18 protein-coding genes are annotated in these 18,536 nt (G+C 68.4%); 16 read left to right on the top strand and 2 right to left on the bottom strand.

Features of this window, described 5'->3' with window-relative positions:
* The first annotated feature begins 77 nt into the window (after window positions 1-77).
* From ODI_RS08445 to ODI_RS08410, 8 genes are all read left to right on the top strand, one after another.
* Window positions 78-809, top strand: a complete 732-nt coding sequence (locus ODI_RS08445; protein ID WP_067755159.1) for a YebC/PmpR family DNA-binding transcriptional regulator — start codon at window positions 78-80, stop codon at window positions 807-809.
* A gap of 93 nt (window positions 810-902) precedes the next feature.
* Window positions 903-2,198: a phosphoribosylamine--glycine ligase gene (gene purD / locus ODI_RS08440; RefSeq protein ID WP_067755157.1), complete on the top strand. Its 1,296-nt coding sequence runs from the start codon at window positions 903-905 to the stop codon at window positions 2,196-2,198.
* A 22-nt stretch (window positions 2,199-2,220) separates the two neighbouring features.
* The gene (gene hemF / locus ODI_RS08435) at window positions 2,221-3,132 is read left to right on the top strand and encodes an oxygen-dependent coproporphyrinogen oxidase (RefSeq protein WP_067755154.1); all 912 of its coding nucleotides are present in this window, start codon (window positions 2,221-2,223) and stop codon (window positions 3,130-3,132) included.
* A complete protein-coding gene (gene nadD, locus ODI_RS08430; protein ID WP_067755151.1) occupies window positions 3,123-3,779 on the top strand; it encodes a nicotinate (nicotinamide) nucleotide adenylyltransferase in 657 nt (218 codons plus the stop codon). The genes hemF and nadD overlap by 10 nt, the downstream gene beginning before the upstream one ends.
* A gap of 44 nt (window positions 3,780-3,823) precedes the next feature.
* Window positions 3,824-4,210, top strand: a complete 387-nt coding sequence (gene rsfS / locus ODI_RS08425) for a ribosome silencing factor (RefSeq protein ID WP_067755148.1) — start codon at window positions 3,824-3,826, stop codon at window positions 4,208-4,210.
* Window positions 4,211-4,212: 2 nt separating this feature from the next.
* Entirely contained in the window at window positions 4,213-4,683 is a 471-nt protein-coding gene (gene rlmH, locus ODI_RS08420; RefSeq protein ID WP_067755145.1) for a 23S rRNA (pseudouridine(1915)-N(3))-methyltransferase RlmH, read from the top strand.
* A gap of 7 nt (window positions 4,684-4,690) precedes the next feature.
* Window positions 4,691-5,341 carry a Maf family protein gene (locus ODI_RS08415; RefSeq protein WP_067755142.1) on the top strand — a complete coding sequence of 217 codons (651 nt, stop codon included), beginning with the start codon at window positions 4,691-4,693 and terminating at the stop codon, window positions 5,339-5,341.
* Between the two features lie 209 nt (window positions 5,342-5,550).
* The gene (locus tag ODI_RS08410) at window positions 5,551-6,309 is read left to right on the top strand and encodes an SDR family NAD(P)-dependent oxidoreductase (RefSeq protein ID WP_067755139.1); all 759 of its coding nucleotides are present in this window, start codon (window positions 5,551-5,553) and stop codon (window positions 6,307-6,309) included.
* A 58-nt stretch (window positions 6,310-6,367) separates the two neighbouring features.
* On the opposite strand, the gene ODI_RS08405 is transcribed toward ODI_RS08410, so the two are convergent.
* Window positions 6,368-7,735 (bottom strand): dicarboxylate/amino acid:cation symporter, encoded by a 1,368-nt coding sequence (locus ODI_RS08405; RefSeq protein WP_067755136.1) that lies wholly within the window; start codon window positions 7,733-7,735, stop codon window positions 6,368-6,370.
* 310 nt (window positions 7,736-8,045) lie between these two features.
* Between ODI_RS08405 and ODI_RS08400 the strand changes: the two genes are divergently transcribed.
* A complete protein-coding gene (locus ODI_RS08400) occupies window positions 8,046-9,869 on the top strand; it encodes a sensor histidine kinase (protein WP_067755133.1) in 1,824 nt (607 codons plus the stop codon).
* Window positions 9,866-11,236, top strand: a complete 1,371-nt coding sequence (locus tag ODI_RS08395; RefSeq protein WP_067755130.1) for a sigma-54-dependent transcriptional regulator — start codon at window positions 9,866-9,868, stop codon at window positions 11,234-11,236. The genes ODI_RS08400 and ODI_RS08395 overlap by 4 nt, the downstream gene beginning before the upstream one ends.
* Here the strand turns inward: ODI_RS08395 and ODI_RS08390 are convergent.
* A complete protein-coding gene (locus ODI_RS08390; protein WP_231968220.1) occupies window positions 11,233-11,898 on the bottom strand; it encodes a GntR family transcriptional regulator in 666 nt (221 codons plus the stop codon). The genes ODI_RS08395 and ODI_RS08390 overlap by 4 nt on opposite strands.
* Window positions 11,899-12,082: 184 nt before the next feature.
* On the opposite strand from ODI_RS08390, the gene ODI_RS08385 reads away from it, so the two are divergent.
* The 6 genes from ODI_RS08385 (at window position 12,083) to ODI_RS08360 (ending at window position 18,536) form a co-directional block, all read left to right on the top strand.
* Window positions 12,083-13,300, top strand: coding sequence for a pyridoxal phosphate-dependent aminotransferase (locus ODI_RS08385; protein WP_067755124.1), 1,218 nt, complete (start codon window positions 12,083-12,085; stop codon window positions 13,298-13,300).
* Between the two features lie 8 nt (window positions 13,301-13,308).
* Window positions 13,309-14,037: a 5-oxoprolinase subunit PxpB gene (gene pxpB / locus ODI_RS08380; protein WP_231968219.1), complete on the top strand. Its 729-nt coding sequence runs from the start codon at window positions 13,309-13,311 to the stop codon at window positions 14,035-14,037.
* Window positions 14,034-15,032, top strand: a complete 999-nt coding sequence (locus tag ODI_RS08375) for a 5-oxoprolinase subunit C family protein (RefSeq protein WP_067755121.1) — start codon at window positions 14,034-14,036, stop codon at window positions 15,030-15,032. Before pxpB ends, ODI_RS08375 begins: the two co-directional genes overlap by 4 nt.
* A 32-nt stretch (window positions 15,033-15,064) precedes the next feature.
* Window positions 15,065-15,817 (top strand): LamB/YcsF family protein, encoded by a 753-nt coding sequence (locus ODI_RS08370; RefSeq protein ID WP_074046814.1) that lies wholly within the window; start codon window positions 15,065-15,067, stop codon window positions 15,815-15,817.
* Window positions 15,818-15,867: 50 nt separating this feature from the next.
* Window positions 15,868-17,466, top strand: a complete 1,599-nt coding sequence (locus ODI_RS08365; RefSeq protein ID WP_067755115.1) for an ABC transporter substrate-binding protein — start codon at window positions 15,868-15,870, stop codon at window positions 17,464-17,466.
* A gap of 83 nt (window positions 17,467-17,549) precedes the next feature.
* Complete coding sequence (locus ODI_RS08360; protein WP_067755112.1) at window positions 17,550-18,536, top strand: ABC transporter permease; 987 nt, start codon at window positions 17,550-17,552, stop codon at window positions 18,534-18,536.

The raw sequence follows: 18,536 nt of genomic DNA, 5'->3' as shown, positions 1-18,536 counted from the left end.
AAGCAGTCTCAGACAACCGCAACCAACCTGTCCGACGGGCCCAGCCCGCGGCACTTCCAGGATCACCCAGGACCATCATGGCCGGACACTCGAAATGGGCCAATATCCAGCACCGCAAGGGGCGCCAGGACGCCAAGCGCGGCAAGCTGTGGACCAAGATCATCCGTGAAATCACCGTCGCGGCGCGCGCCGGCGGCGCGGACCCCGACAGCAACCCGCGCCTGCGCCTGGCATGGGACAAGGCCACCGCGGTCAACATGCCCAAGGACAACATCCAGCGCGCGATCACCCGCGGCGCGGGTGGCGCCGACGGCGACAACTACGAGGAAGTGCGCTACGAAGGCTATGGCCTGGGCGGCGCGGCGGTGCTGGTCGACTGCATGACCGACAACCGCACCCGCACGGTGGCCGAAGTGCGCCACGCCTTCGCGAAGAACGGCGGCAACCTCGGCACCGAAGGCTCGGTGGCGTTCCAGTTCAAGCATTGCGGGCAATTCATCTTCGCCCCCGGCACCTCGGAAGAACAGGTCATGGAACTGGCCCTGGAGGCCGGCGCCGACGACATCGTGACCGACGAGGAAGGCGTCATCGAAGTGACCTGCGAGCCGCCGGCCTACCCGGCCGTGCGCGCGGCCTTCGAGGCCGCGGGCCTGAAGCCCGAGGTCGACGGCGTGGTCATGAAGGCCCTGAACGAGACCGAGCTGGCCGGCGAAGACGCCGAACGCATGCAGAAGCTGCTGGACGTGCTGGAATCCCTGGACGACGTCCAGGAGGTCTACACCACGGCCGTGCTGGACGAGACGGCCTGAGCTTGACCGCATGATTTTCTTGCGTCGCTTGCGGCCTGCCGCAATCGACGCGCCCCGCGTCCTCCGGGACGCCCCCTGCACTGAACACACATCATGAAATTGCTGGTTATCGGATCGGGCGGCCGCGAACATGCCCTCGCCTGGCGCCTGTCGCGCTCGGCCCGCGTGCACAAGGTCTTCGTCGCCCCGGGCAACGGCGGCACGGCCCGCGACCCCAACCTCGAGAACGTCGACATCACCGACCCCGAGGCCCTGGCCGATTTCGCCGAACGCGAAGGCATCGCGCTGACCGTGGTGGGCCCCGAGGCCCCGCTGGCCGCGGGCGTGGTCGACGTGTTCCGCGCGCGCAAGCTCAAGATCTTCGGCCCGACGCGCGCCGCCGCCCAGCTGGAAAGCTCGAAGGACTACGCCAAGTCCTTCCTGATCCGCCACAACATTCCGACGGCGGCCTACCAGACCTTCACCGATCCCGCCGCCGCCCACGCCTACATCGACGCGCAAGGCGCGCCGATCGTCATCAAGGCCGACGGCCTGGCCGCCGGCAAGGGCGTGGTCGTGGCCACCTCGCTGGAAGAAGCCCACCAGGCGGTCGACGCCATGCTGGGCGACGGCTCGCTGGGCGCAGCCGGCGCGCGCGTGGTCATCGAGGAGTGCCTGGAAGGCGAGGAAGCCAGCTTCATCGTGCTGGTCGACGGCCGCAACGTGCTGGCGCTGGCCACCAGCCAGGACCACAAGCGCCTGCAGGACGGCGACCAGGGCCCCAACACCGGCGGCATGGGCGCCTATTCGCCCGCGCCCGTGGTCACGCCCGAAATGCACCACCGCATCATGCGCGAGGTGATCCACCCCACCGTGCAGGGCATGGCGCGCGACGGCATCCCCTATACCGGCTTCCTGTATGCCGGCCTGATGATCGCCCCGGGTGAAGACCCCGCGCGCCCCATCAAGGTGCTGGAGTTCAACTGCCGCATGGGCGACCCGGAAACCCAGCCCATCATGATGCGCGTGAAGAGCGATCTGCTCGACGTATTCGAGCACGCCGTCGAAGGCACGCTGGACCAGGCCGAGATCACCTGGGACCGCCGCACCGCGCTGGGCGTGGTGCTGGCCGCGGCCAACTATCCGCAAACCCCGCGCAAGGGCGATGTCATCGAAGACCTGCCCGCCGACAACGACGACTGCATGGTCTTCCACGCCGGCACGGTCCAGGACGGCGACGCCATCAAGACGGCCGGCGGCCGCGTGCTGTGCGTCACGGCCCTGGGCGACTCGGTGCGCATCGCGCGTGAAATCGCCTACGAAACCATCGAGCGCGTGCGCTTCGATGGCCGCCAATACCGCAGCGATATCGGCTGGCGCGCCCTGAAGCGCACGCCCAACGCCCGCTGAGCCACGGAGCCCGCCTGCCCGCATGACTACCCTGCCGCTGTCCAACGTCCGCGATTACCTCCTTGATCTCCAGGCGCGCATCGTCGCCGAACTGGAAGCCATCGAAGAAGGTCCCTTCCGCAGCGATGCGTGGCAGCGCGTCGAGGGCGGCGGCGGGCTGTCGCGGCTGCTGGAAGGCGGCCGGGTGTTCGAGCGCGCAGGCGTGCTCTTCAGCCATGTCCAGGGCAAGACGCTGCCGCCCTCGGCCAGCGCCCACCGCCCCGAACTGGCCGGGCGCGCCTGGGAAGCCACCGGCGTCTCGCTGGTGCTGCACCCCCGCAATCCCTACGTGCCCATCACGCACATGAACGTGCGCTGCTTCGCCGCGCTGGCGCAGCCTGGCTCGCACGAGCAGGACGTGTTCTGGTTCGGCGGCGGCGGCGACCTGACGCCCATCTATCCCTACGAGGAAGACGCGGCCCACTTCCACCGCGCCTACCGCGACGCACTGGCGCCGCACGGCGAGCAGTACTACCCCGCCTACAAGAAGTGGTGCGACGAATACTTCTTCCTGAAGCACCGCAACGAGACCCGCGGCGTGGGCGGCGTGTTCTTCGACGACCTGAACGCCCCCGGCTTCGAGGCCAGCTTCGCGCTGACCCGCGCGGTGGGCGACGCCTTCCTGCCGGCCTACGCGCCCATCGTCCAGAAACGCCTGGCGCTGCCCTACGGCGAGCGCGAGCGCGACTTCCAGGCCTACCGGCGCGGGCGCTACGTGGAATTCAACCTGGTGTTCGATCGGGGCACGCTGTTCGGCCTGCAATCGGGCGGCCGCACCGAATCCATCCTGCTGTCCATGCCGCCCATGGCCGCGTGGCGCTATGACTGGCGCCCCGAGGACGGCACGCCCGAGGCGCGCCTCTACGATTACCTGAGCCCGCGCGAATGGCTGTGACCGCCGCGCAGCCCTCGTCCACGCGGCGCGCCAAGGCCCGCGTGGGCTTGCTGGGCGGCAGCTTCGACCCCATCCACGTCGCGCACGTCGCGCTGGCGCAAGCCGCCCTGCGCGAACTCGCGCTGGACCGCGTCGACTTCATCCCGGCGGGCGAACCCTGGCAGCGCGCGCCGCTGCAGGCCAGCCCGGCCGACCGCCTCGCCATGCTCGAACTGGCCATCGCCGGCCTGCCCAGCCTGGCCATCAATCCGATGGAACTGCAACGCCAGGGCGCCACCTATACGCTGGAAACCCTGCGCGCGCTGCCCGCCGGCCCCGACTACATCTGGCTGCTGGGCGCCGACCAGCTGGCGAACTTCTGCACCTGGAACGGCTGGGAGGAGATCGTCGAGCGCGTCACGCTCGCCGTGGCCTCGCGCCCCGGCACGCCGCTGGCCGCCCCCCAGGCCCTCACCGAGCGCCTGCGCGGCCTGCAACGCAGCCTGCTTGCCCTGCCCTTCACGCCCATGGACGTCTCCGCCTCGGACATCCGCCAGCGGCTGGCCCAGGGCGTTTCCACCGCGGGCCGCCTGCCCGCCGCGGTGGCCGATTACATTGCACGGCACGGCCTGTACCAGTCCGCCGCCGCTCCCTTTACCCGCACTTGACCCGCAAGCCGGCCCCACCGCCGGCACGCGTTATATTCCCGCCTATGGACATCCAGAAAATGCAGCGCGTCGTCGTCGACGCGCTTGAAGACGTGAAGGCCCAGGACATCAAGGTGTTCAACACCACGCACCTGACGAGCCTGTTCGACCGCGTGATCATCGCCAGCGGCACCTCCAACCGCCAGACGCGCGCGCTCGCCAACAGCGTCGCCGACAAATGGCGCGAGAACGGTGAGCGCGTCATCGCCATCGAAGGCGAAGACACCGGCGAATGGGTCGTGGTCGACCTGGGCGACATCGTCGTCCACCTGATGCAGCCCGCCATCCGCCAGTACTACAACCTGGAAGAGATCTGGGGCGGCAAGCTCGTGCGCATGAAGCTGCTGCCTGACGGCAACCGCGGCGGCGCCAGCCAGGACGACGGGTCCTGACGGTGAAGCTCATCGTGGCGGCCGTGGGCAACAAGATGCCGGGCTGGGTCGAGCAAGCCTGGAACGACTATGCCAAGCGGCTGCCGCCCGACTGCGCGCTGGAACTGCGCGAAATCAAGCCTGAACCCCGTACCCTGGGCAAGACGCCCGCCCAGATGATGGCCGCCGAGGCGCGCCGCATCGAGTCGGCCTTGCCCGACGGCGTGCTGCGCGTGACGCTGGACGAACGCGGCCGCGACCAGACCACCATGCAGCTCTCGCAACGCCTGTCGGGCTGGCGCGAAGGCGGACGCGATGTCGCCCTGCTGGTGGGCGGCCCCGACGGCCTCGATCCCGACCTGAAGGCCGCCAGCGCGGAAAGCCTGCGCCTGTCCTCCCTGACCTTGCCGCATCCCATGGTGCGCGTGCTGCTGGCAGAGCAGCTCTATCGTGCCTGGGCGATCCTGACCAATCATCCCTATCACCGAGCCTGATTCCGCCATGCGCCCTGCCTCGCCGCACCCCTCGGCCCCGCCCCCGGCGCACGCCTCCGCTCCCGCCATCGTCCACCTGGCCTCGGCCAGCCCGCGCCGCCGCGAGTTGCTGTTGCAGCTGGGCGTCCCGCACGAGGCGCTGGCCGTGCCCGCGCCTCCTGGCGAAGACGAGCCGCGCCTGCCCGGTGAATCGCCGCATGCCTACGTCTGCCGCACCGCGCGCGAGAAGGCCATGCGTGCCCTGCGCTGGCGGCGCGAGCAAGGCCTGCCCGCGCTGCCGCTGCTGGCCGCCGACACCTGCGTGAGCCTGGACGACGAGATCTTCGGCAAACCCACGGATGCCGCCGACGCGGCCCGCATCCTGCGCAAGCTCTCGAACACCTGCCACGACGTGCGCACCGCGGTGGTCGTGGCGCACGACGGCGCGCTCTTCGAGATCCTGTGCGCCTCGCAGGTGTGGATGCGCGACCTGCTGCCCGCGGAAATCCAGCGCTACTGCGCCACCGCCGAGCCCTATGGCAAGGCCGGCGCCTATGGCATACAGGGCCTGGCCGGCGCCTTCGTGGCGCGGCTGGACGGCAGCTACACCGGCGTCATGGGCCTGCCGCTGTGCGAGACGGCGGCGCTGCTGGCGCGCGTGGGCATCCAGCGGCCCTGAGCCATCCCGGCCCTGGCGCAGGCGCGCCAGGCGGCGCGTCACGCCTTCGGCCCAGGCCCGGGCCTTTGCGCGCCACATATTTTTATATCAATCGATATAAAAACATTGACACCCGCCCCTTCCTCTTCGTAGCATGAATTTTGTAGTGATCGACACACATTAAATTCATCCCGCCGAGCCCACCCGGCTCGGCTGCAACGGAGAAAGTCATGAAGGGAACATTGCACGGCAAGGTCGCGCTCGTCACGGGCGGCTCGCGCGGATTGGGCGCCACCCTCGCCAAGGCACTCGCGGCGGAGGGCGCGGACGTCGCGATCAGCTACGCGTCTTCGGCCGGCAAGGCGGAGGCGGTGGTCGGGGCGCTACGCGCACAGGGCGTCCGGGCGCAGGCGATCCGCAGCGACCAGGCGGATACGCGCGGCGCCAAGCCCCTGATCGACCAGGTCATCCAGCACTTCGGGAAACTGGACATCCTGGTGAACAATGCCGCGATCGCGGTCCAGGGCCAGACAGTCGACGACCCCGCGCTCGATACGGCCAGGCTGGATCATCAATGGCAGGTGAACGTGCTGGGTGCGATAGCGACGACGCGCGCGGCGGCACCAGTGCTGCAGGATGGCGGCCGCATCCTGTTCATCGGCTCCCTGCTGGGCAGTCGCGTCCTCTTCCCGGGTGCCGCGGATTATGCGGGCACGAAAGCCGCCATCGCCGGCTACGCGAAAGGCGCGGCCCGTGACCTGGGCAGGCGCGACATCACGGTCAACGTCATCCAGCCCGGCGTGATGCCGACCGACATGGCCCAGGAAGTGCTCGGCGACGACGTGCCGGACGCGCTGCTGGACCTGCACCCGATACGCCGGATCGCGAGGCTGGAGGAAGTGTCGGCAATGGCCGTCTTCCTGGCCGGGCCCAACGGGGGATACATCACCGGCGGCGTTATCGACATCGCGGGCGGCGCGGGCATCTGACGCCCGCGACGCGATGCGCCGCCCTGTCATGGACGGTGCATCGTGCAAGCAGTGCGTATCAGGCGCGCTGCGGGGCCAGCGACACCGGCGCGGCGTGCGCCGGAGCAGGCGATGCTTCCGGCGCGGGCACGGCAGGCAGGTCACCGGCCATCGCACGGTCCAGTTGCTCGCGGTCCAGCTCGTTTTCCCAACGCGCCACCACGATCGAGGCCACGGCATTGCCGGTCAGGTTGGTCAGCGCGCGGCACTCGGACATGAAGCGGTCCACGCCCAGGATCAACGCCATGCCGGCCACGGGCACGGCGGGCACCACCGACAACGTGGCGGCCAGCGTGATGAAGCCCGCGCCGGTCACGCCGGCGGCGCCCTTCGAACTTATCATGGCCACCAGCAGCAGCAGGACCTGGTCGGTCAGCGACAGCGGGATGTCGCAAGCCTGGGCAATGAACAGCGCGGCCATCGTCATGTAGATGTTGGTGCCGTCCAGGTTGAACGAATACCCCGTGGGAACCACCAGGCCGACCACCGATTTGCCACAGCCGGCGCGCTCCAGCTTCTGCATCAGCGTGGGCAGCGCGGCTTCCGACGAGCTCGTGCCCAGCACCAGCAGCAGTTCCTCGCGGATGTAGCGGATCAGCTTCAGGATCGAGAAGCCGTTGTAGCGGGCCACCGCGCCCAGCACCACCAGCACGAAGAGCAGCGAGGTCAGGTAGAACGTGCCCACCAGCATCGCCAGGTTCACGACCGACGAGATGCCGTACTTGCCGATCGTGAAGGCCATCGCGCCGAAAGCGCCGACCGGGGCAGCCTTCATCAGGATCGCCACCAGCTTGAACACCGGGGCGGTGATGGCGTGGAAGAAGTCCAGCACGGGCTTGCCGCGCTCGCCGACCAGGGCCAGCGCGATGCCGAACAGCACGGCCACGAACAGCACCTGGAGGATGTCGCCCGAGTTGAAGGGGCTGTAGATCGTGGTCGGGATGATGTTCATCAGGAAGCCGACCAGCGTGGAGTCATGCGCCTTCTCGACATAGGTCGAGACCGCCTTGGTGTCCAGCGAGGCCGGGTCGATGTGCAGGCCGTGCCCCGGCTGCACGACGTTGGCCACGATCAGGCCCACGATCAGCGCCAGGGTCGAGAACACCAGGAAGTAGCCCATGGCCTTGCCCGCCACGCGGCCCACCTTCTGCATGTCGCTCATGCCGGCGATGCCGGTCACCACCGTCAGGAAGATCACCGGGGCGATGATCATCTTCACCAGTTTGATGAAGGCGTCACCCAGCGGCTTCATGCTCGCGCCCAGGTCCGGATGGAAGTGTCCCAGCAGCACGCCGATGACGATTGCCACCAGCACCTGGACATAGAGAAGTTGATAGAACTTGAGCTTGCGCGCAGGCGTTGCTGCGGCGTTGGGCGCGTCGATCATGTTGGGCTGTCCCCACCTGGTGCTTCTCGCCAGCCGGTCTGGATAGGAGGCCGGCGACCAAGCATCTGTTGTTGAATAAGCGCGCGTCCCGGTGTGATGGGCGCGCGCCCCGCACGGCTGTCATGCCGCGTGGACTCTCCAATGCAAGCCGCGTGCCAACGGAATAACCTGAATCACGATCAGGAATAGCCTTGATTCATAAAGGAAATTTTTTCCTTTCCCGGTTGAGATGACACAAACTTGGCGAAATTCCGCCAAATTCCGCCGTAGAATGTGCGGAAATCCGCACAACCTGCGTCCGTGACTTCGCATGCCCACCCGCTTTCCCCCTCCTCCCCGCGTCTCCCGCCGCGGCGCCTGGCTGCTGTTCGCGCTCGCCGTGATCGTGCTGGCGCTCACCTGGACCAGCGCCGGGCGCGTGGGCAGCGTGACGGCCCACGAACGCGTCGTGGCCCAGGCCCAGGCTGTCGCGCAGGGACAGGCGCAACTGCTGGAAAGCGAACTGAACAAGTTCCGCACGCTGCCCTTCGTGCTGGCGCAGGACCGGCAATTGCGCGATGTGCTGCGCCAACCCACCGGGGCCGCGCTTGCCACGCTGAATGCCAAGCTCGAAGGCCTGCCCGCGGGCACCGGTGCCTCGGTCGTCTACCTGCTGAACCAGGACGGCCTGGCCATCGCCGCCAGCAACTGGCGCACGCCCACCAGCTTCGCAGGCGTGCACTACGGTTTCCGGCCGTACTTCAAGGACGCCTGGCAGCACGGCACGGCCGACTATTTCGCGCTGGGCACGGCGAGCCGCCTGCCCGGGCTGTACCAGTCGCGCCGCATCGACGACGACGACGGCCAGCCGCTGGGCGTGCTCGTGGTGAAGGTGGAGTTCCATGGCATGGAGACCATCTGGCGCAAGCTGCCGCAACGCTATCTGGTGCATGACGAAGAAGGCATCATCCTGTTCGGCAGCCAGGCCGACTGGCGCTTCCTGACCCTGTCGCCCGTCACCGCCGAACGCGCACGCGTGCTGCGCGACAGCCTGCAATTCGGCGACGCGCCGCTCACGCTGCTGCCCTGGCGGCAGGTGACCGGCACGCCCGGCGAAGTCGTCATCCAGGGCACGCGCTATGCCGAGGCACGCCAGGCCATCACCGGCCTGGGCTGGACCTTGCGGGCGCTGGTGCCGGTGGCGCCGGTCTATGCCGAGGAAATCGCCGAAACCCGCCAGGCCTCCTTGCTGGCCTGCCTGCTGGCGCTGGCCGTCGCCGCCACCTGGCTGCTGTATCGCCGCCGCCGGCAGGATGAACTGGCCCTGCAAAAGCGCCAGCGCGCCACGCTCGAAGCCCTGGTGCAGGCGCGCACCGAGGCGCTGCGCGACAGCAATGCCCAACTCACCACGGAAATGGCCGACCGCCAACGCACCCAGGCGCGCGCCCGCGCCCTGCAGGCGGAACTGGAGCAAGCCAACAAGCTGTCGCTGCTGGGCCAGATCTCGGCAGGCGTGGCCCACGAGATCAACCAGCCGCTGGCCGCCATCCGCACCTATGCCGAGAATGCCGGCGAACTGCTGCGCCAGCAGCGCCCCGAGTCTGCCGGCCAGGCGCTGGACACCATCGTGTCGCTGACCGAGCGCATCGGCCACATCACGGGCGAGCTGCGCGGCTTCGCGCGCAAGCCGCTGGCCCGGGACGACGCCGTGCGGGTGCGCGACGCGGTCGACGGCGCGCTGCTGTTGCTGGCTCCGCGCGCCAGGCAGCTGGGCGTGCGTCTCCACACCAGCGACATCCCCGACGACCTGCTGGCCCAGGGCGAACGCGTGCGCCTGGAGCAGATCCTGGTGAACCTGCTGCAGAACGCGCTGGATGCCCTGGCCGGCCGCGATGACGGTTTCCTGCGCGTGCGCGCCTGGGCGGCCGACACCCGCCTCTACATCGAAATCAGCGACAACGGCCCGGGCCTGTCCGCCACCGCGCGCGCCACGCTCTTCACGCCCTTTTCCTCCGAGCGGCCGGCCGGGTTGGGACTGGGTCTCGTCATCAGCCGCGACATCGCCCGCGAACTGGGCGGCGAGCTCGATGCCGTGACGCCGCGCGATGGCGGCGCCACCTTCCTCCTCCAACTTCGAAAGGCAGACGCCGCATGAACGCCGCCCAGCATGTTTTCTTCGTGGACGACGACGCCGACCTGCGCCAGGCCACGGCGCAGAGCCTGGCGTTGCATGGCGTGCAGGTGACGGTCCATGCCAGCGCCAACGCCGCGCTGGCCGCCCTGCCCCCCGACTTCGACGGCGTGCTCGTCACCGACGTGCGCATGCCCGGCATGGACGGCCTGCAACTCTTCCAGGCGGTCCGCGCCCGCGACCCCGACCTGCCCGTCATCCTCATCACCGGCCACGGCGACATCCCCATGGCCGTGCAGGCCATGCAGCAAGGCGCGTACGACTTCCTCGCCAAGCCCTATGCCAGCGCACGCCTGCTCACCGCCGTGCGCAACGCCTGCGCCCAGCGCCGGCTGGCGCTGGACAACCGGCGGCTGAAAGCGCAGGCGGTCGCGGTCGACGACGACCTGCCGCTCATCGGCGAAAGCCCGGCCATGCAACGCCTGCGGCAGACGCTGCGCCACATCGCCGACGCCGACGTCGACGTGCTGGTCGAAGGCGAAACGGGCGCCGGCAAGGAAGTGGTGGCCGCGTCGCTGCATCGCCTGAGCCGGCGCGCGCCGCGCCCCTTCGTGGCACTGAATTGCGGCGCGCTGCCTGTCACGGTGATCGAAAGCGAACTGTTCGGGCACGAGGCCGGCGCCTTCACCGGCGCGCACAAGCGCCGCGTGGGCAGCATCGAATACGCCAGCGGCGGCACCCTGTTCCTCGATGAAATCGAAAGCATGCCGGCCGCCGCGCAGGTCAATCTGCTGCGCGTGCTGGAAACCCGCGCGGTCACGCCGCTGGGCAGCAACGAACTGCGGCCGGTGGACCTGCGCGTGGTCGCGGCCACCAAGGTGGACCTGGGCGACCCGTCGCAACGCGGCGACTTCCGGGCCGATCTCTATTACCGCCTGAACGTGGTGACGCTGCGCCTGCCCGCCTTGCGCGAGCGGCGCGAAGACCTGGCGATGCTGTTCACGCACTTCTCGATGCGCGCGGCCGCGCGCTTCAAGCGCGAGCCGGTGCTGCCCGACGGCACGATCCTGGACTATCTGCATGGGCACGACTGGCCGGGCAATGTGCGCGAACTGGCGCATTACGCCGAACGCCAGGTGCTGGGCCTGGCTGACGCCCTGATGCCGCAGGCCTCGCCCGCGGACGCCGAGGAAAGCCTGCCGGCATTGATGGAAAAGCACGAAGCCGGCCTGATCCGCCAGGCGCTTGCCCGTCATGCGGGCGACGTGCGCGCCACGCTGCAGGCGCTGGGCATTCCCCGCAAGACCTTCTACGACAAGCTGCAGCGCCATGGCATCGACCGCAGCGCCTACCAGCCAGGCAGCCCCGCAGGCAACAGCCAACCGTCCTAGTAGGACCCCGCCAGCTTGTCGATGATGGACTGGCGGATGTTGTCGATGTGTCGCATGGTCTCGGCCTGCGCCGCCTGGCCGTCGCCGCGCGCCAGCGCATCGATCATCGCCATGTGCTCGTCACAGACCGGCACCATGCGGTTTTCCAGCCGCTTCAAGGAAAACATGCGGGTTTTCTGGCGCAGGTTCGCGATCATGCCGGCCAGCAGTTCGTTGCCGCAGTAATCGGAAATGAAACCGTGCAGCTCGGCGTCCAGCTGCTGGTGCAGCGGGTCACCGGCGGCGCCGTGTTCCATCAGCCACTGGATGCGCTCGCGCAGGTCGGCCAGCTTGTCCAGCGGCACCTTGCCCGCCGCCCTGGCCGCGGCATCTCCCTCCAGCAGGCGCCGGATATAGAGCGCTTCCATCAGTTCCTGCAGCGTGACCTGCCGCACGAACAGGCGGTTGTTGGATTTGCGTTCCAGGAGCTGCTCGCCTTCGAGCCGGTGCATGGCCTCGCGCAGGGGCGTGCGTGACACCCCCAGCCGCACGGCGAGCATGCGCTCCTGAACCTGCTCCCCCTGCCTGAGCTCGCGCGACAGGATCATGTCGACCAGGGCGTCATAGGCCTGGTTGCCCAGCCCCCGGACGCCGCTGGCGGCTTCCTGGCTTTCTCTTTCCATTGTCTGGCTCATATCCATGGGCGTGATTGTGCACGATCCGTGCCAGCTTGGAACCGGTACAAAACCAGGCACGGATATTGCTTGTACCACTGGCATTATAGTGGAATCTAGGTGGTATACCGGATGTACATCGGTAGCCACATCCCCCAAGCTGAGTCTTCCCGACACCTGAATCCGAGCCGCCATGTCCGCCCCTCACGCCATCCTCTCGAACCGCCTGGCCGCCGCCCGCCCCTCCGCCACGGGCGCCGTCTCCGAACTGGCCCGCCGCCTTGCGGCCGAAGGCCGCTCCATCATCAGCCTGAGCGAGGGCGAGCTGGATTTCGACACGCCCGCGCACATCCAGTACGCGGCCATCAAGGGCATCATCGGCGGCCAGACCCGCTATACCAGCGTCGGCGGCACGCCGGCCCTGAAGGCAGCCATCCAGCGCAAATTCCGCGACGACAACGACCTCGACTATCAACCTTCGGAAATCATCGCGGCCACGGGCGCCAAGCAATTGCTGTTCAACGCCTTGCTGGCCACGCTGAACCAGGGCGATGAGGCACTGGTTATTGCACCATTTTGGGTCTCGTACACCGAAATGGTGCAAATCGCGGACGGCACGCCAGTCGTCATCACCCCGCCCGCCGGCGATCATTTCAAGCTGACGCCCGACCTGTTGGCCGCGCACATCACGCCCAATACCCGCTGGCTGATCCTGAACGCCCCCTGCAACCCCTCGGGTGCGCTGTACTCCCGTGAAGAACTGGCGGCGCTGGCCGACGTCGTGCGCAAGCATCCCCGCATCCTGGTGCTGTCGGACGACATCTACGAAAAGATCCTCTACGAAGGCAGTTTCACCTCCTTCGCCCAGGCAGCGCCCGACCTCAAGGACCGCGTGCTCACCATCAATGGCGTGTCCAAGAGCCATGCCATGACCGGCTGGCGCCTGGGCTACGCCGGCGGCCCGGCCTGGCTCATCAAGGGCATGGAGCTGCTGCAGTCGCAAAGCACCAGCAACCCCAGCTCGGTCAGCCAGGCCGCCGCCACCGCCGCGCTCGACGGCCCGCAGGAATTCCTGGACGACTGGCGCGACCGGCTGCGCGTGCGCCGCGACACCGCCCTGTCCATCCTGGCCCAGACCCCGCTGCTGTCCATCAGCCGTCCGCCCGCGGCCTTCTATCTGTTCGCGGACTGCGGCAAGGCCATCGGCCTGCGCACGCCGCAAGGCCAGGTCATCGGCAGCGATCTCGACCTTGCCCGCTACCTGCTGGAAGAGGCCGGCGTGGCGGTCGTGCCCGGCACGGCTTTCGGCCTCGCCCCCTACCTGCGCCTGGCCTTCGCGTTGTCCGACGAACGCCTGAAGCTTGCCTGCGAACGCATCGTCGCGGCTTGCGGCCAACTGGCCAAGGCGTGAGCGTCATCGTGGCCGAAACTTCCCCGTCCCTGCGAGACTGGCAGATAGAGCCGGTCGGCGACCGCTGCGTGCTCGTGCGTCTCGGCCAGGTGGTCGACGCAGGCACCAGCCGGACCGTGCACGCCGTCACGCGGCTGCTCACGGCCAGCCAGCTCCCCGGCGTCGTGGAGGTGGTGCCGGCTTTCACCACGGTCGCCGTGCATTACCAGCCTCGCGCCTTCCCGCGCGAGGCGGGCCCGGCGTCCGAACAGCTCACCGCGCAACTGTGGCGCCTGCTCGAACAGGACCTGGCCGAAGACGCCCGCACCGGCCGCGTCATCGAGATCCCGGCCTGTTATGGCGGTGAATTCGGCCCCGACCTGGAAACCGTGGCGCGGCACTGCGGCCTGGCCGTGGAAGAGGTCATCGCCCTGCACAGCCTGGCGCCGTTCATGATCTACGCCTTCTTCTTCACGCCGGGCCAGCCTTTCGCCGGCCCGCTGGACCCGCGCCTGCAGATCGGCCGCCGCGCCACGCCGCGCACGCGGGTCGAAGCCGGCACGATCTCCATCGCCAACGGGCTCACGGCCATCAACCAGACGGCCTCGCCCAACGGCTGGAACGTCATCGCGCGCACGCCGCTCGGCCTCTTCGATCCGCAAGCCCAGCCGCCCGCGCGCCTGCGCCTGGAAGACCGCATTCATTTCCGCCCCGTCACGCCAGAGGAATACCGGGACCTGCAGGAGGCGCGCGCATGAGTACGATGCGAGTCGAACGCCCCGGCCTGCTCAGCACGCTGCAGGACACCGGCCGCTATGGCCAGCAACAGTACGGCGTGTCGGTCAACGGCCCCATGGACGAGTGGTCGCACCGGCTGGCCAACGCGCTGGTCGGCAATCCTGAACAGGCCGCCGTGCTGGAGTGCACGCTGGGCGGCCCGCGCGTGGTCTTCTCCGAAGACACGCTCATCGCCGTCTGCGGCGCGCGCCTGCCGGTGACGGCGGGCGGACAGGCCATCCCGCAGGACCGTGCCGTGCTGCTCAAGCGCGGCACCGTGCTCGACCTGGGCTTGCGCCAGGACGGCGCGCGCGCCTACCTGGCCGTGCGCGGCGGCTTCGCCCCCCCGCCCGTGCTGGGCAGCCGCAGCACCAATCTGCGCGCGGGCTTCGGCGGCCACGAGGGACGCGCGCTGAAAGGCGGCGACCGCGTGGCGCTGGCGCCGCGGCGCGCGCTGCCCATGCTGCCCATCGAACGCCGGATGGTGCAAAGCGGCTTGCCGGTGCTGCTGGCCCCGGCCATCGACACCGCGACAGCCCCTCGGCCGGACACGGCGATCCGCGTCATCGCCGGCCCGCACTGGCAGGCCTTCACCCTCGCCGCGCACCACAGCTTCACCACGCAGCCCTACGCCGCCACGCAACAGTCCGACCGCATGGGCATCCGCCTGAAAGGCGAATCGCTGTCGCTCATCGCGCCGCTGGAACTGGTCTCCGAAGCCACGGTGTTCGGCGCCGTGCAGGTGCCGCCCGACGGCCAGCCCATCGTGCTGATGGCCGACCGGCAAAGCGCCGGCGGCTATCCCAAGATCGGCTACGTCGCCAGCGCCGACCTGCCCCTGCTGGCGCAAGCCATGCCGGGCGATGCCCTGCATTTCACCCTTGTCGACCAGGCCCAGGCGGAAGCTGCCTGGCTGGCCGCCGAGGATCGTCTCATCCAAATACAGGAAGCGGCCGCCCTTGCCCTGCAACGGTAGCGGACCGCCCCAGCCCCCAAGGAGAAAACAACGTGCCAACACTGGACATCAACTGCGACATGGGAGAGAGCTTCGGGCCCTGGGTCATGGGCCAGGATCTCGAACTGCTGGCCCACATCACCTCGGCCAACATCGCTTGCGGTTTCCACGCAGGCGACCCCGACGTCATGCTGAAGACCGTGCGCGGCGCCATCGCGCACGGCGTGGCCATCGGCGCGCACCCGGGCCTGCCCGACCTGCAGGGTTTCGGCCGGCGCGTCATGGCCATGCGCCCGGACGAGGTCTATGCCCTGGTCGTCTACCAGGTCGGCGCGCTGCAGGCCTTCGCCCGCTCGCAGGGCGGCAGCCTGCACCACGTCAAGACGCATGGCGCGCTCTACAACATGACGGCCAAGGACCCGGCGCTGGCCGAGGCCGTGGCGCAAGCCGTGCACGACATCGACCCGGCCCTGCCCATCTACGTCGCCAATGCCGCCATCGCCGCGGCCTCGGAGAAGCTGGGCCTGCCGACCGTCTACGAAGTCTATGCGGACCGCAGCTACCAGGACGACGCCACGCTCACGCCGCGCTCGCAGCCGCACGCCATGATCGAGGACGTCGACCAGGCCATCGCGCAGGTCAAGCGCATGGTCAAGGACGGCGTGGTGCGCGCGCTGTCGGGCAAGGAAGTGCCCATCCGCGCCGACACGCTTTGCATCCATGGCGACCAGCCTGGCGCCGCCGTCTTCGCGCGCACGATCCGCGCCGCGCTCGAAGCCGACGGCATCACGATCCGCAGCACCTGACCCCACACCCCGACGACGTTCCCGCCTCTCCCATAACAAGGAATGACCGCATGACCTCCGCAGCCAACCTCTCCTCCTCTTTCCGCGCCAAGCGCCCGCTGCTGTCGATGGCCCTGGCCGGCATGCTGGCGCTGGCCGGCGCCAACGCCTTCGCCCAGACCCAGGGCGGCACCCTGCGCGCCATCGTGCAGCCCGAGCCGCCCATCCTCATGCTGGGCCTGAACCAGCAGATCCCCACGCAATACGTGGCCGGCAAGATCTATGAAAGCCTGCTGACCTGGACGCCCGCCATCGAGCCCGCGCCCGGCCTGGCCAAGTCGTGGAAGATCTCCGACGACGGCAAGCTCTACAGCTTCGAGCTGCAATCCGGCGTCACCTGGCACGACGGCAAGCCCTTCTCGGCCGACGACGTGGTGTTCTCCATCGACAAGTTCCTGCGCGAAGTCCACCCGCGCGCGCGCGTCATCATCAACCAGTTCGTCGAGTCGGTCACCGCCACGGCCCCGGACAAGGTCGAGATCCGCCTGAAGCAGCCCTTCGCGCCGTTCCTGAAGGCCTTCGTCAGCGACAACATGCCCATCGTGCCCAAGCACATCTACGAAGGCACCGACTTCCGCAGCAACCCCGCCAACCAGACGCCCATCGGCACCGGCCCCTTCAAGCTGAAGGAATGGCGCAAGGGCTCGCACATCATCCTGGAGCGCAACCCCAGCTACTGGCAGAAGGGCAAGCCCTACCTGGACAGCATCGTCTTCAGCGTGATCCCCGACGCCGCCTCGCGCGCCGTGGCCTTCGAGCGCGGCGACGTGCAGGTGCTGCGCAGCGGCGACGCCGACAGCGTGGACGTGCGCCGCCTGCGCAAGCTGCCCAACGTGGAATACACCACCAAGGGCTGGGAAATGTTCTCGCAGCAGTCGTACATCCAGATGAACCAGCGCAAGCCGCCCTTCGACAACGTCAAGGTGCGCCAGGCCGTCATGACCGCGCTGAACCGCAAGTTCGTCGTCGACAACATCTTCTTCGGCCTGGGCAAGGTCGCCACCGGCCCCATCTCGTCCGGCACTCCGTTCTATGACGGCAACGTGCGCGCCTACGACTTCGACATCAAGGCCGCGCGCGCCCTGATCAAGGAATCCGGCGTCGACCTGTCCAAGACCCCCATCAAGATCCTGTCGTATCCCTACGGCGCCGTGTGGGACCGCCTGGGCGAGTACACCCGCCAGAGCCTGGAGCAGGTCGGCTTCAAGGTCGAGATCGAAGCGGCCGACTCGGGCACCTGGTCCAAGCGCGTCTCGGAATTCGACTTCGACCTGACCTTCAGCTTCACCTCGCAATACGGCGACCCCGCGCTGGGCGTCTCGCGCCTGTACCTGGCCCGCAACATCGTCAAGGGCTCGGCCTTCGTGAACAACCAGGGCTACAACAACCCCGAGGCCGACAAGCTGTGGGACCTGGCCGCCACCACCACCTCGAACGACGAGCGCCAGAAGCTCTACACGCAGATCCAGCAGAAGCTGGTCGAGGACGTGGCCAACGGCTACCTGTTCGAGATCGAGAACCCCACGCTCTACAGCAACAAGGTGCACAACCTGGTGAAGTCGGCCATCGGCCTGCATGACACCTTCGCCGACGTGTACATCGAGAAGTAAGCAGCACCGCAGTACCGGCCGGGGCGCCGCGCCCCGCGCGCAAGACGCGCCCCGGCCTGACGAACACAAGGGGATAACACCGCATGCAGACTCTGTCCTTCCTGATCTCGCGCCTCGGCAAAGCCGTCTTTGTCGTGCTGGGCGTGGTGATCATCAACTTCATTCTGATCCGCATGGCGCCGGGCGACCCCGCCGCCGTGCTGGCAGGCGAATCCGGCTCTTCCGACCCGGCCTACGTGGAACAGCTGCGCGAGCAGTTCGGCCTGGACCAGCCCCTCTACGTCCAGCTCGCCACCTACCTGAAGGGCGTGGTGCAGCTGGATCTCGGCTATTCCTACCGCGAGCGCCTGCCGGTCTTCGACCTCATCATGGACCGCTTGCCCGCCACCCTGCTGCTCATGGGGTGTGCCTTCGTGTTCGCCATCACGCTGGGGGTGCTCTTCGGCATCATCGCCTCGCGTTGCCGCTACCAGGGCAAGCGGCCCTGGGTCGACAGCGTGCTCATGACCGGCTCGCTGCTCATCTATGCCACGCCGCAGTTCTGGCTGGCGCTGCTCGCCATCATCTTCTTCTCGCTGCAGCTGGGCTGGCTGCCGCCCTTCGGCATGGAGACCATCGGCAGTGGCTACACCGGCTGGGCCCGCGTGAAGGATGTCGCCGCGCACCTGGTGCTGCCCACCATTTCGCTGGGCTGCTTCTTCATGGCGGTCTATGCGCGCCTGACCCGCGCCTCGATGCTGGAAGTGCTGGGCATGGACTTCATCAAGACCGCCCGCGCCAAGGGCGTGCCGGTCGGCCAGATCATCCGCCACCACGCCTTGCGCAACGCCCTGCTGCCGGTCGTGACGTTCGCGGGCATCCAGCTCGGCCAGATGGCCGGCGGCGCGGTGCTCACGGAAACCGTGTTCGGCTGGCCCGGCATCGGCCGCCTGATGTTCGATGCCCTGATGCAGCGCGACTATCAATTGCTGCTGGGCGTGTTCCTGGTGACCTCGACCATGGTGGTGCTCTTCAACCTGCTCACCGACCTGATCTACCGCTTTGTCGACCCGCGCATCCAGGGCAGCTGA

Source organism: Orrella dioscoreae (genome assembly GCF_900089455.2).
Classification (GTDB): domain Bacteria; phylum Pseudomonadota; class Gammaproteobacteria; order Burkholderiales; family Burkholderiaceae_B; genus Orrella; species Orrella dioscoreae.
The sequence above is the reverse complement of the archived record's forward strand: the minus strand, read 5'-3'. Positions and strand labels throughout refer to the sequence as shown.

Coding starts and splice junctions, on each gene's coding strand:
- ODI_RS08445 (WP_067755159.1), top strand. CDS start 78: ATGGCCGGACACTCGAAATGGGCCAATATCCAGCACCGCAAGGGGCGC.
- purD (WP_067755157.1), top strand. CDS start 903: ATGAAATTGCTGGTTATCGGATCGGGCGGCCGCGAACATGCCCTCGCC.
- hemF (WP_067755154.1), top strand. CDS start 2,221: ATGACTACCCTGCCGCTGTCCAACGTCCGCGATTACCTCCTTGATCTC.
- nadD (WP_067755151.1), top strand. CDS start 3,123: ATGGCTGTGACCGCCGCGCAGCCCTCGTCCACGCGGCGCGCCAAGGCC.
- rsfS (WP_067755148.1), top strand. CDS start 3,824: ATGGACATCCAGAAAATGCAGCGCGTCGTCGTCGACGCGCTTGAAGAC.
- ODI_RS08415 (WP_067755142.1), top strand. CDS start 4,691: ATGCGCCCTGCCTCGCCGCACCCCTCGGCCCCGCCCCCGGCGCACGCC.
- ODI_RS08410 (WP_067755139.1), top strand. CDS start 5,551: ATGAAGGGAACATTGCACGGCAAGGTCGCGCTCGTCACGGGCGGCTCG.
- ODI_RS08405 (WP_067755136.1), bottom strand. CDS start 7,735: ATGATCGACGCGCCCAACGCCGCAGCAACGCCTGCGCGCAAGCTCAAG.
- ODI_RS08400 (WP_067755133.1), top strand. CDS start 8,046: ATGCCCACCCGCTTTCCCCCTCCTCCCCGCGTCTCCCGCCGCGGCGCC.
- ODI_RS08395 (WP_067755130.1), top strand. CDS start 9,866: ATGAACGCCGCCCAGCATGTTTTCTTCGTGGACGACGACGCCGACCTG.
- ODI_RS08390 (WP_231968220.1), bottom strand. CDS start 11,898: ATGGAAAGAGAAAGCCAGGAAGCCGCCAGCGGCGTCCGGGGGCTGGGC.
- ODI_RS08385 (WP_067755124.1), top strand. CDS start 12,083: ATGTCCGCCCCTCACGCCATCCTCTCGAACCGCCTGGCCGCCGCCCGC.
- ODI_RS08375 (WP_067755121.1), top strand. CDS start 14,034: ATGAGTACGATGCGAGTCGAACGCCCCGGCCTGCTCAGCACGCTGCAG.
- ODI_RS08365 (WP_067755115.1), top strand. CDS start 15,868: ATGACCTCCGCAGCCAACCTCTCCTCCTCTTTCCGCGCCAAGCGCCCG.
- ODI_RS08360 (WP_067755112.1), top strand. CDS start 17,550: ATGCAGACTCTGTCCTTCCTGATCTCGCGCCTCGGCAAAGCCGTCTTT.